We start from the raw sequence: 12,637 nt of genomic DNA on the forward strand, positions 1-12,637 counted from the left end.
GTCGCCATGTTCCTCACATCCGGCGTTCACCGCGCCGTTCAACAGAAGCGCGACCAGGTGGCGACGATCTTTGGCGATCGCCGCCGCACCTGGCGCGAACTCGCCGACCGTGTCGCGCGCCTCGCCGGCGCGCTACAGGCGCTGGGCATGAGGCCAGGCGACCGCGTCGGCATGCTGGCGATGAACAGCGACCGCTACCTCGAATACGTGCTGGCGACGTGGTGGGGCGGCGGGGTCATCAATCCCGTGAATGTGCGCTGGAGCGTGGCGGAGATCGTCTATTCGCTCGACGATTGCGATACCGGCATGTTGCTGGTGGACGATGCGCATCTGCCTCGCGTGGCGCAGATCTGCGCGCAGGCGCGCCGCCAACCGCTGCTGATTCATGCGGGCGATGGCGCGCCGCCTCGCGACATGTTGTCGTTCGAAGCGCTGATCGCCTCGCATGCGCCGGTCGAAGACGCCAATCGGGGCGGCGACGATCTCGCCTCGATCATGTACACGGGCGGCACGACCGGCTTGCCGAAGGGCGTGATGCAAACGCATCTGAACCTGTGGTCGAGCGCGATGCAACGTCTGGCCGAAGCGCCCGCGCTGCCGGGCGTCGCCATGTTGCACGCCGCGCCGTTCTTTCATATGGCCGGGCTCGGCCGCGCCATCATGCAGTGGATCGCGGGCGAGCCGCAATCCATTCTGCCAGGCTTCGACGCGGGCGCGGTGCTGCGCGCGATCCGCGAAGACGATGTAGGCGAAGTCCAGCTCGTGCCGACCATGATTCAGGCCGTGCTCGACCATCCCGACTTCGCGCGTACCGATTTTTCGCGCGTGCAGCGACTTACGTATGGCGCTGCGCCGATTTCCGCCGCGCTGCTCGAACAGGTGATTGCGCGCATGCCGGGCGTCGGGCTCTTCAACTCTTATGGACTGACCGAGGCGTGTTCGAACGTCTGCTCGAATCCGCCGGTGAATCACGGCGAAGCAGGGCGACGCAGCGGCCTTTATCGTTCCGTTGGCCGTTGTGGTCCGGCGGTGCGCGTGAAGATCGTCGATACAACGGGCCGCGAAGTGCCGCGCGGCAGCGTGGGCGAGATTGTCGTGCGCGGCCCCAACATCACGGCGGGCTATTGGAACAAACCGCAGGAAACGGCGAAGGCGCTGCGCGACGGCTGGCTTCATACCGGCGACGGCGGCTATATGGACGATGCCGGTTATCTCTTCGTGGTGGACCGCATCAAGGACATGATCGTGTCGGGTGGCGAGAACGTCTATTCGGCCGAGGTCGAGAACGCCATCGCGCAGCATCCTGCTGTGGCAGCCTGTGCGGTGATCGGCGTGCCGCACGAAAAGTGGGGCGAAGCCGTGCATGCGGTGGTGGTGCTCAAGCCGGATCACGCCGCCGATGCCGATACCATCCGCGCGCATTGCCGGCAGTTCATCGCGGGCTACAAGTGCCCGAAAACCGTGGAGTTCCGCGATGCCTTGCCGCTTTCTGCTGCGGGCAAAGTGCTCAAGCGCGAGTTGAGACCGGCGTAGTTTTTATCGAACGCTGAATATGAAACGAGCCCGCGTAGGGCTCGTTGCATTTCAGGGCAGCGTAAGGTCAAGGCTCGACCACATTGAACATCGGGTCGAAGTCATCGAGCATGCGCAGCAGTTTCAGCACGCTGCCAGAATCGCCTTCGACGCTGATCGAACCGTCACCGGCGAGTTGCTCGAAGGTGTCGGCCAGCGTGCCTTGCCCCATCTGCAGCGCGGCGAGTCCCGCGCGCGTGAGCGCGACACGCGCATCGGCCTTGCCGCGCGCCGTGCCGGGCAACCAGGTCATCGCCGAATTTTCCAGGCGCATCGCCCAATGTTCGCCCGTTTCCGGGTTCGACCAGTCGATGTTCATCTGCACGCCTTGTGCCTTCTCGCCGTCCAGACGCACGGCCAGATAGTCGAGCAGCAATTCGATCGGCAGCACGGAAACCAGATCGCGGCTCACGTTGCGGCGGCGCAGTTTCGGCACGCCCTTGCGCAATTCCTGCGCGCCCAGCAGATAGGCGTTGCGCCACGTCGACGATTCGGCGGCGAAACCCAGTTGTTCCAGCGCGTCGGCGCATAGCTTGCGCGCGGCCTGATTCGCGGGATCGGCGAAAACGAGGTGATTCGTGACTTCCGCGACCCAGCGATACTCGCCGCGCGCGAAATCGGCCTGCGCCTTGTCGAGCACCGCTTGCGCGCCGCCCATGTACTCGATATATCGCGGCCCGGCCAACTCGGGTGGCAGCAGATTCAGATGCGACGGGTTGCCGTCGTACCAGCCCAGATAGCGCTGCACGATCGCCCGGACGTTGTGCGAAATCGTGCCGTAGAAGCCGCGATTCGCCCACGTTTTCGCCAGCGATTCCGGCAGAGTGAGCGCTTCGGCGATCTCGATGCCCGTCATGCCGTGGTTCATCAGGCGCACGGTCTGATCGTGCAGGTATTTGTAGAGATCGCGCTGCTGGCGCAACCAGGTGCAGATGCGTTCGTTGCCCCAGGTCGGCCAGTTGTGCTGTGCGAACACGACATCGGCGGTGGGGGCGTAGCGGTCGAGCGCTTCGTTGAGATAACGCGACCATTCGCGCGGATCACGCACTTCCGCGCCGCGCAGCGGGCAGAGATTGTGCATGGTCTGCACGCCGATTTCCGCCGTGTTCAACGCGCGCAGTTCGGGGAAATGCATGAACATTTCCGAGGGCGCTTCGCTTTCCAGCGCGAGTTGGAAAATGATTTTCACGCCGTCGATGACATGCGTTTCCACCTCGCTTTCGATCGTCATGGTGGGCGGAATCAGCGTGCCCGTACCCATCGGAATGGCCTTGCCGATACCGCAGTCCACCTGGCCGCAGACGTGCTTCGGCAAGCTCAGACCCGACTGGAACATGCCCCGGCGCATCATCGCGTTACCGGCGATCACGTTTTCGGCGACCGTGTGCCACATAAAGCCGCGCGGCGCGATGATCGGCACCTTGCGCGCGTGGGCGTCGGCTTCGTCGAGCGCGCCGCGAGCGCCGCCGTAGTGATCCGCGTGGCTGTGCGTGTAGATCAGCGCGGAAACGGGGCGATTGCCGCGATGCTGGCGATACAGCGCCATCGCCGCCGCGGCGGTTTCCGCGACCGTCAGCGGGTCGATCACGATCACGCCCGTATCGCCTTCGATAAAGCTGATATTCGCGACGTCGAAACCGCGCACCTGATAAATGCGATCGGTGACCTTGAAGAGGCCGTGATGCATGTTCAGGCGCGCCTGGCGCCACAGATTCGGATGCACGGTGGGCGCGGGCTCGACGTCGTCGAGAAACGCGTAGTCCTTGAGACTCCAGACGGGGCGGCCTTTCGCGTCGAGAATTTCGGCGTCTGGAATCGTGCCGATAAAACCGCGTTGGGCGTTTTCGAATTCGATATCGTCCAGCTCGGGCTGGACGCTCTCCTGACTGTTCATGGTGTTCCCTCGATGATATGAAGCGGCCTTGACGCCGCGCAAGCGATTGACGGTTCGCTTTCGATACGCGGCGGACCGTCCTGCATGACACGGTATGCGGGCAGAAGCGCTCCAATCCCACCGCCAGTGGGGGGGCGGCGCTGTGGGGCGCATTCGCGCGAAGGGGGGCGCGTGCGCTTACCGCGTTATCGGGTTATCCCACCCCCACTATTCCGGTAGGTCTCACGCAGGCGATTCCCGCCAGACTCGACGCATGAAAAGCCGGCCCGGCACCATCGAAAGGCAGGCTCCCGCTTTCTGGCCATTCGCATCTTCGGGGTGCGAAATACACAAAGAGAGGAGACGTCCATGCGTTTAGTCAGTCGAGGTATTTGCGGAGCCGCGTTGCTCTGTGCCGCCGGGGGAGCGGCGGCACAGTCGAGCGTCACGCTGTATGGTGTGCTCGATGTATTCGGGTTCTGGAACAACAATGGCGGGACCAGCACGGTCGCGATGCGCAGCGGCGGCAACGTGGGCTCGCTGTTTGGCCTGAAGGGCAGCGAGGATCTGGGCGGCGGTCTGAAAGCCGACTTCGATGTCGAAAACGGTTTCAACATCAATAACGGCACGTTCCTCGCGGATTCCACGGCGATGTTTTATCGCCAGGCGTGGCTCGGCTTGTCGAACGAGAAATACGGCTTTGTGCGTCTTGGCCGCCAGTACACGCCGAGCTTTTTCGCGATCTATCCCGCCGAGCCGTTCCGGCTGGACGAAGCGCTCGGGCTTGCCGCTTCCGCCGTGCTCGCGCGCGACGCCAATACGCTCGCCGTGCAGTATCTGAACGGACGGCAGAGCAATGCGATCCAGTATGTGTCGTCGAATGTGGGCGGGTTCAAATTCTCGGCGTTGTACGGCTTTTCGGCGAGCGTGACGCAGCCGGTGCCCACCACCAACGGCAACGTGATGGATTTTTCGCTGTCATACACGGGCTTTGGTCTGTATGGCGCGCTGGCGTATCAGAACCAGCGTCCGGGCACGATGACCGTGCCGGGGCTGGCGGCGCCGCTGAATCTGCTCGCCAGCGAACGTTTTACGGGGGCGCTGTCGTATCGCATCGGCATCGTCAATCTGCAGGCGTTCTATATCTACACGAAGCCTGACGATGCGCAGCCGGGCTCGGTTGCGTTGCGCACGGGTTCGTATCATCCGTTCAGCGTCGCGCAGGTTGGCGCGACCGTGCAGGCCACGCCGTTCGATACGCTCGAAGTGGCGGCCCTGCAGCGTTCCGTGCGCGGCGTGCATGACAACACGCCGGCTTTCCAGATCGGCTGGGATCACTCGCTGTCGAAGCGCACGTCGATTTACGCGCGCGCGGGCTACATGAAGAACAACGGCAAGGCGACGATGAGCTGGACCGGTCTTTCGGTCACGCAGGCAGGCACGTCGCAGTCGATGGCGGCGATCGGCATGATGCACCGGTTCTGATCGGCGGTTGACAACTATTCTACGAATGCAGAGGAGATCGATATGAATCGCTTTCAGGCTGGCCGTTTTGGGTTGGCGGCTTTGGTTTTGGCGCTGGGCGGCGTGAGTGCGCAGGCGCAGACGCCTGCACCGGATGCCGATCAGGCGGCGGCGTCGGCCGTGCCGGCGATGAGCGCGAAGGAGGCCAAGGCCGCGAATCGCAAGCTGCAGAAGGATGTGGTGCGCGTGCTGGCACGCACGAAAGGGCTGGTGTCGACGGCTATTACGGTTCGTGCGAATAACGGCGATGTGGTGCTGGAAGGCGCCGTGCCGGAGCAGACGCAGATGGCGCTTGCAGCGAAGGCGGCGGAAGGCGTGGCGGGGGTGAAGTCGGTGAAGAATATGCTGACGCTGTCGCAGTTTTAAATCGGGAAGTTTGCTGGAAGGAAGCGGCTCGCATGGTTATCGTGCGGGCCGTTTTTTTATCGTTTCCCTCTTTTTTATTTTCCCTTTTGGCAAGAAAAAAGCGCCGCAATCGCGGCGCTTATCACCTTCAGACAATCCCTCAATTAAAACTCAAATCCCCATCCAGCAGTTTTCGCGCAATCGTCCTGCGTTGGATCTCCGAAGTCCCATCAGGAATCCGAACCGTACGCGCATAGCGATACGCCTTTTCAAGCCGCAACTCATTCGTCAGGCCCATCGCTCCATGCACCTGAATGCAGCGATCGAGCACGCGCCCGACCATTTCCGTCGCCGACGCCTTCACGATCGATACTTCCTTGGTCGCCGGGCGATTTTCGTCGATCAACCACGCGCAATGACGCAGCATCGACTTCGTCGCGTAAATATCCATCGCGCAATCGGCGAGCATGAACTGCACCGCCTGATGATCCGCAATCGGCCGTCCGAAGGTCTTGCGCACCTTCGCATACTCGACCGCCTGCGCCAGCCCCCATTGCGCGAGACCGAGGCAGGAAGCGGCCATCGAAACACGGCCCGCGTTGACGCCATCCAGCGCCACCGAAAGCCCGCGATCCACCGGCCCAAGCCGATGACTATCCGGCACGCGCACGTTCTCCAGCGCCACGATGCCGGTTTCCGAACCATGATGGCCCATCACCGGAATCACGCTCGGCACGGAAAAGCCGGGCGTGCTGGTCGGCAAAAAGAAGCCCGTCACGCCGCCGCGATGCGCGCGCGCCTGCTCTTCGTCGGTGATGGCGAAGATCATTGCGTAATCGGCGTAGGGCGCGTTGGTGATCCACTGCTTCGTGCCGTTGATGATCCAATGATCGCCGTCACGCACGGCGCGCGTGCGCATGCCGAAAACATCGGAACCGGCGTCAGGCTCGCTCAGGCCGAAACACATCGTTTTATCGCCAGACGCGATGCCGTCATGCACCGAGGCCAGCACGGCCGGATCGAGACGGCGCAGCACCGGCGACAATCCGTTCGTGAACGGCGAAGGCAGCACGACTGTATGCACGAGATGTCGCGAAGGCCCGCAATGCGCGTTCAGCCGCTCTTGGATATACACGGCCGCCTGCGATCCCAGCCCGCCTCCGCCGAGCGATTCATCGGCCAGCGCGGTGTAGAAGCCCAGTTCCGCCGAGCGCATACGCACCTGGCGCCGCAGCGCCAGCACTTCCGGGCGATAACGCCCGTCTTCCTGATATGCGCGATGTTCGCTGTCGAGCAGCGCGCGATGCTCGTGTTCGAGCGGGGCGATTTCACGGTCGATGAATTTGATCAGCGCATCGCCGAAATCGACCCATTCGCTGGGCACGTCGAAGTTCATCACATTCGTCCTTATGGCTTGTTCGGCGGCGTTGCTCAGCGCATCACCGACTTGATTTCGAGGTATTCGTTGAAGCCTTCTTCGCCATACTCGCGGCCGTTGCCCGAAGTCTTGTAGCCGCCCAGCGGCATCGAAAAATCCGTCTGCGCGTTGTTGATGCGCAGAATGCCCGCGCGCAGGCGATTGGCGACACGGCGCGCACGTTCGTCGTCGCTCGAATAAACATAGGCGGCAAGGCCATAAGGCGAGTCGTTGGCGATCTCGATGGCGTGCTCTTCCGAGTCATAGGCGATCAGCGCGAGCACCGGCCCGAAGATCTCTTCGCGCGCGATCTGCATGGTGTTATCGACATTGGCGAACACGGTGGGGCGTACGTAGAAACCGCTCGACGTATTGGTCGGCCGTTCCGGCCCGCCGGCGACGAGCGTGGCGCCTTCTTCCATGCCGATGCGGATCATCTGCCGCACCTTGTCGTGCTGCGCGCGATTGGCGAGCGGGCCGAGGCGCGTGGCCGGATCGGCAGGATCGCCGACGGCCAGTTGTTCGCATACCGCAGCGGCCACCGCGGCGGCTTCCTGCATCTGCGCGCGCGGCACCAGCACGCGCGTGGGCGCGACGCAGGTTTGCCCGGAGTTGGTCATGCATTGCACGACTGCGCTTTTGACGGCGCTGCGCAGATCGGCGTCGTCGAGCACGAGCAGCGCCGATTTGCCACCGAGTTCCTGCGTCACGCGCTTGACCGTGGGCGCGGCCGCGAGCGCGACTTCGACGCCCGCGCGCGTGGAGCCGGTGATCGACACCATGTCCACATCGCGATGCGCGCTCAACGCGGCGCCGACCACGCGGCCTTCGCCGAAGATCATGTTGAAGACGCCGGGCGGCGTGCCGGCTTCGGCCATGATGTCGGCGAAGATGACGGCGTCGAGCGCGGCGAATTCCGATGGCTTCAGCACCACCGTGCAACCGGCCGCGATAGCGGGCGCGACCTTCGCGCAGATCTGATTAAGCGGCCAGTTCCACGGCGCAATCAGCGCGGCCACGCCGATCGGTTCGCGCCGCACATAGTTGCGTCCGTGTTCGCGCTCGAAGCGGAAATCGCGCAGCGTCTTGATCGCGCCTTCGATCTGCATGAGTCCGGCGGGCACGTGCAGGCCTTTGCACAAGGAAGCCGGCGCGCCCATTTCGAGGCGCACGGCTTCGGCGAGATCGTCGGCGCGGGCGCGATAGCGCGCGAAAATGCGCTCCAGCAAGACGATGCGTTCTTCGCGCGAGGTCTGCGACCAGGCGGGAAAGGCGGCGCGCGCGGCGGCGACGGCGCGATCGGCGTCATCGGCGGTGCCCAGCGTGAGCGTGCCGATGGTGCTTTCATCGGCGGGATTGACGATCGGGTGCTGGGTGCTGCCAACGCCTGGTTTGACCCATTGGCCGTTGATATAGAAGCGGTTCAGCGTTTTCATTGTCGATTCCTGTGGGAAGGCGCGTCGGGCCGCGTTTACACAGCGGTCGATTGCTGCGATTGCTTCGATTGCGCGGAGGGTGCCGGCGTGGCGAGCACGCGCCGCGAGCGGTCGGGATGAAGCCAGCGCAGCGCGAGCAGGGCGGCGAGCACCACGAGGATCGAGCAGGTGGCGAAGCCCTGTTCGCAGGCGGCCGTGAGCGAGCCGCCGCGCTGCACGATCGCGCCCATCAAGGCGGGCGAAATCGCGCCGCCCAGGCTGCCCAGCGCCGTGTAGAACGCGAGCGCCGTGCCGCGCTGATAATCAGGCACGACTTCGGCGAGCAAGGCCGGGGCGATGGCGAAGCACACGGTCGGCAGGCCCGCGCCAACGGCCATCAGCAAGACCTTCTGCAGATTCGACAATTCGACGACCAGCGGCAGCGCGTAGATCACGCCGCTGAGCAGGAACGCGAGGCCAATGAGCCGCACCCGCGCGACACGCGAGGAAACGCCGCGTTCGAGCATGGTTTGCGAGAGCCACGAAATGCCCAGGTTGATCGGCGTCGCGGCGATGATGACGACCGCGAACCAGCGGCCCGCCTGCACGTTCGGATAGCCGAGGCCTTTCTCCAGGTAAGTGGGCAGCCACGTGAAAAGCTGGCTGAGCGACCAGTAGGCGGCGAAGCCGAGCAGAAACACGCAGAGCACGGACGGGTCCGTGAGCGTTTTGCGCAGCTTGCGGCGCGGCGCTTGCGTATCCTGAAGCGGGGCGGCGTTTGCGGTATCGGCGGGCTTTTTCAGATCGAGATTGCCTTCGCGGCCAAAGCACAGCCACAGCACGCTCCACACCGCGCCCACGGCGCCCAGCAGCAGAAAATTCATGCGCCAGCCATAGCGCGCGGTGACGAGCGGTATCAGCAAACCCGCCATCAGCAGACCCAGGCCCGCGCCCTGGCTGACGATCGACACGGGCAGATTGCGCTTGCGGTCCGGGAACCACTTGTAGAGCGCATGCACGGTGGTCGGCATGAACGGGCCTTCGGCCGCGCCCAGCAGCAGACGGCAGATCAGCAGTGCGAGCACGCTCGTGGCCATCGCCTGCGGCACCTGCAGCACGGCCCACGCCACGCCCATCGCCAGCAGTGTCCAGCGCGTGGGCACGCGATTCGAAATAAAGCCCACCAGAATGGTGGATACGGAAAACAGCCAGAAGAACGCGCCGGCGATCAGGCCGAATTGCGCGTGACTGAGGCCGAGGTCTTTTGTCATCGGCACGGCGACCACGCCGATCACCACCTTGTCGAGGAAGTTGATGAGCGCGAGTCCCGTGAGCAGGACGGTCATGGCCCATGCGGAGCGGGGCTTGAAATCGGACGAAGCGGTCATGGCTAGTCTCGGTCGGCGCACCTTTCGAAAAAGGGCGCGCACGGAGGATTCAGGCCGCCCGCCACGCACAGTCACAAGAGCCACGCGTGGCGGGCGATGCGTTCCATCGCAACGGTGCAGCGTTATTGCGGCGAACCCGATACCGCCACGATCTGCCCCGTGATGTAGTTCGACTCGGGCGAGCAGAACAGGTAGACCGCGCCCGCGGCTTCCTCGGGCGTGCCGCCACGGCCCAGCGGGCAGCGCTGCGCGTGCGTCTTGATCAGTTCGGGATTGATGCCCACGCGGATGTCGCGGCCTTCGATCTTCACGGTCGCGCCCGCCGATGCATCGGCGTCGGTCATGCGCGTGTGGATCAGCCCGAAGGCCACGGCGTTGACGTTGACCTTCATGCGCCCCCATTCGCGCGAGAGCGCGCGCGTCATGCCGATCACGCCCGCTTTCGCCGACGAATAATTCAGCTGCCCGGCATTGCCGTTGAGCGCCGACACCGACGAGATATTCACCACCTTGCGGAACACTTCGCGGCCTTCGGCGGCTTCGGCCTGATACTGCGCCTTGATGTGCGGATAAGCCGCGCGCAGGATGCGAAAGGGCGCGGTCAGATGACAGTCGAGAATCGCGTACCACTGTTCGTCGGTCATGCGCTGGACCACGTCGTCCCACGTATAGCCCGCGTTATTGACGATGATGTCGATGCCGCCAAACTCCTTGACCGCCGTGCCGACATAACGCTCGGCGAAATCCGGCGCGGTCACGCTGCCTACGCAGGCCACGGCTTGCGCGCCCGCCTTGCGCAAGGTTTCGACCGTCTCGTGGGCCGGCTCCGCATCCAGATCGTTGACGACGATGCGCGCGCCTTCGCTGGCGAGCTTCAATGCGATTGCCTGGCCGATGCCGCGTCCCGATCCGGTGACCAGCGCGACTTTACCGTCGAGTTTTGCCATGATGTGTTTCCTCCGTGTCTCTCTTTGTTCTGGCTTAAGGCGTTAGCGGATTGCGTCAGATCGCGTCAGATTGCGACGAGCGCATCGCCCGCGACTTTCACTTCGCCATATTGATTGGCGGTCTGGATTTCCAGTCGCAGCAATCGTTCGCCATCCTTTTCGAATTTCTCGACGACCTTGCCCGTGCAGGTGATTTCGTGGCCGAGGTGCGTGATGCCGGTAAAGCGCACGCCGAATTCGCGCAGCTTGCGCTGATCGACCCATTGCGTGAGCAGGCGGCCAAGCCAGGCCATCGAGAGCATGCCGTGCGCGAACACGTCGGGCATGCGCGCCTTGCGCGCGTAATCGATATCGATATGGATCGGGTTGTGATCGTTCGACGCGCCCGCGAACAGCGCAAGCGTGGTGCGGTTGACCGGCGCGAGCGTGAGCGGCGGCAGCGTATCGCCGACCTGAATCGTATTGAAGTCCATGATGTTTTCCTCGGGCGGGGTTCAGCCGTTGCGATGCACGAGCACGCTGCGCAGATCGGCGACATGTTCGCCTTTCGCGTTGCTCACGCGCGTTTCACGCACGACGAAGGAAAGCGCGCCGCCTTTCTTGTCGTAAATATCCGCGATACGGCTTTCGAACAGCAACTTCTCGCCCGCATGCGCGAGACGGTGATACGTGAACGATTGCTCGCCGTGCAGGATGCGCGAAGCCTCGATGCCGATCTCCTTGCGCCAGCCCGCCGAGGGATAGGTCAGTTCGAGCGAGAACAGGAACGTAGGCGGCAGCGGCAGGCTCGGGTGGCCTGCGTCGCGCGCGGCGGCTTCGTCGATATATTCGGGCCGCGTTTCGCCGGTTGCCTTGGCGAACAGCGCAAGCTGGCCGGCTTCGGCGGTGGCGTGAAAAGTTGGCAAGGCTTTGCCGATAAAGGTTTTGTCGAGCATGGCGTCAGTCCGTTACATAGCCTTCTTGTACGCCGTGACGACGCACGCGCCGCCCAGGCCGAGGTTGTGCTGCAGCGCCACTTTCGCGCCGGGCACCTGACGATCGCCCGCCGTGCCGCGCATCTGATGCACGAGTTCGAAGCACTGCGCGAGACCGGTCGCGCCCAGCGGATGGCCCTTCGAAAGCAGGCCGCCCGACGGATTCACGACCCAGCGCCCGCCATACGTGTTGTCGCCCGCTTCGACCAGCCGTTCGCCTTCGCCCTTGCCGCACAAGCCTAGGCCTTCGTAGGTAATCAGTTCGTTCTGCGCGAAACAGTCGTGCAGTTCGATCACGTCGATGTCCTCGGGACCGATGCCGGCCTGCTCGTACACCGAGCGCGACGCCGATTCCGTCATGCCCACGCCAACCAGATCGATCATGTCCGGGTTCTCGAACAGCGCCGGGCCGTCGGTGGTCAGCGCCTGGCCGGCGATCAGCACGTCGGTGCGCAGACCGTGGCGGCGCGCGAACGCTTCCGAGCAGACGATCGCCGCCGCCGCGCCGCACGTCGGCGGGCAGGCCATCAGGCGCGTGAGCACGCCATCCCACACCATCGGCGAGGCCAGTACTTCTTCGGGCGTCACCACCTTGCGGAAGATCGCCAGCGGATTGCGCGCGGCATGCTGGCTGGCCTTTGCACGCACCTTCGCGAAGGTCTCGAATTTCGTGCCGTACTTGTCCATATGCGTCTTGCCCGCGCCCGCGAACATGCGGATCGCGCCGGGTTGCGGCGAGTCGGGCAGCAGGCGGTCGGAGACTTCGATGAACTTCTGCATCGCGCGCGGGCGGTCGTCCCAATGGCTCTTGAGCGCGCCCGGCTGCATTTCCTCGAAGCCGAAGGCCAGCGCGCATTCCACCATGCCGCTCTTCACTGCCTGATGCGCGAGAAAGAGCGCCGACGAGCCGGTCGCGCAATTGTTGTTCACATTGACGACGGGAATCCCCGACATGCCCACGCGATAAAGCGCGGTCTGGCCACAGGTCGAATCGCCGTAGACATAACCTGCGTAGGCCTGCTGAATGAGTTCGAACGGAACGCGCGAATCGGCGAGTGCCTGGCTGATCGCCTGCGCGCCCATTTCGTCGTAATGGGCGCTCGCGCCCGGCTTGGCGAACGGAATCATGCCGACGCCAGCCACATAAACGTTGCGTTTCATGCCAAATCTCCTCCGGTGATG

At 63.9% G+C, this 12,637-nt stretch carries 11 protein-coding genes; 3 read left to right on the forward strand and 8 right to left on the reverse strand.

All coding sequences use genetic code 11. The annotated features are described in order from the left end of the window. The first annotated feature begins 6 nt into the window (after positions 1 to 6). Positions 7 to 1,533, forward strand: a complete 1,527-nt coding sequence (locus G3N59_RS10125; protein ID WP_205982446.1) for a long-chain fatty acid--CoA ligase — start codon at positions 7 to 9, stop codon at positions 1,531 to 1,533. Between the two features lie 67 nt (positions 1,534 to 1,600). Here G3N59_RS10125 and G3N59_RS10130 read toward each other — a convergent pair whose 3' ends face one another. After that, positions 1,601 to 3,466, reverse strand: coding sequence for an alkyl sulfatase dimerization domain-containing protein (locus G3N59_RS10130; protein ID WP_205982447.1), 1,866 nt, complete (start codon positions 3,464 to 3,466; stop codon positions 1,601 to 1,603). 348 nt (positions 3,467 to 3,814) lie between these two features. Here G3N59_RS10130 and G3N59_RS10135 point away from each other — a divergent pair, with 348 nt between their 5' ends. Both G3N59_RS10135 and G3N59_RS10140 read left to right on the forward strand, forming a co-directional pair. Then, the gene (locus G3N59_RS10135) at positions 3,815 to 4,930 is read left to right on the forward strand and encodes a porin (protein WP_205982448.1); all 1,116 of its coding nucleotides are present in this window, start codon (positions 3,815 to 3,817) and stop codon (positions 4,928 to 4,930) included. Positions 4,931 to 4,972: 42 nt separating this feature from the next. Next, positions 4,973 to 5,335 carry a BON domain-containing protein gene (locus tag G3N59_RS10140; RefSeq protein WP_205982449.1) on the forward strand — a complete coding sequence of 121 codons (363 nt, stop codon included), beginning with the start codon at positions 4,973 to 4,975 and terminating at the stop codon, positions 5,333 to 5,335. 139 nt (positions 5,336 to 5,474) lie between these two features. Here the strand turns inward: G3N59_RS10140 and G3N59_RS10145 are convergent, their stop codons facing one another. From G3N59_RS10145 to G3N59_RS10175, 7 genes are all read right to left on the reverse strand, one after another. Continuing rightward, on the reverse strand, positions 5,475 to 6,710 hold the full coding sequence (locus G3N59_RS10145; RefSeq protein WP_205982450.1) for an acyl-CoA dehydrogenase: 1,236 nt from the start codon (positions 6,708 to 6,710) through the stop codon (positions 5,475 to 5,477). Between the two features lie 35 nt (positions 6,711 to 6,745). Next, on the reverse strand, positions 6,746 to 8,167 hold the full coding sequence (locus tag G3N59_RS10150) for an aldehyde dehydrogenase family protein (RefSeq protein WP_205982451.1): 1,422 nt from the start codon (positions 8,165 to 8,167) through the stop codon (positions 6,746 to 6,748). Between the two features lie 35 nt (positions 8,168 to 8,202). Next, positions 8,203 to 9,534, reverse strand: coding sequence for an MFS transporter (locus G3N59_RS10155; RefSeq protein WP_205982452.1), 1,332 nt, complete (start codon positions 9,532 to 9,534; stop codon positions 8,203 to 8,205). A gap of 122 nt (positions 9,535 to 9,656) precedes the next feature. After that, a complete protein-coding gene (locus tag G3N59_RS10160; protein WP_205982453.1) occupies positions 9,657 to 10,481 on the reverse strand; it encodes an SDR family NAD(P)-dependent oxidoreductase in 825 nt (274 codons plus the stop codon). A 65-nt stretch (positions 10,482 to 10,546) separates the two neighbouring features. Then, positions 10,547 to 10,954, reverse strand: coding sequence for a MaoC family dehydratase (locus G3N59_RS10165; protein WP_205982454.1), 408 nt, complete (start codon positions 10,952 to 10,954; stop codon positions 10,547 to 10,549). A gap of 21 nt (positions 10,955 to 10,975) precedes the next feature. Next, positions 10,976 to 11,416, reverse strand: coding sequence for a MaoC family dehydratase N-terminal domain-containing protein (locus G3N59_RS10170; protein WP_205982455.1), 441 nt, complete (start codon positions 11,414 to 11,416; stop codon positions 10,976 to 10,978). A gap of 12 nt (positions 11,417 to 11,428) precedes the next feature. Then, positions 11,429 to 12,616, reverse strand: a complete 1,188-nt coding sequence (locus G3N59_RS10175) for a lipid-transfer protein (protein ID WP_205982456.1) — start codon at positions 12,614 to 12,616, stop codon at positions 11,429 to 11,431. Positions 12,617 to 12,637: the final 21 nt, after the last annotated feature.

Origin of the sequence: Paraburkholderia sp. Ac-20340 (assembly GCF_017104965.1) — a bacterium.
Lineage (GTDB): Bacteria > Pseudomonadota > Gammaproteobacteria > Burkholderiales > Burkholderiaceae > Paraburkholderia.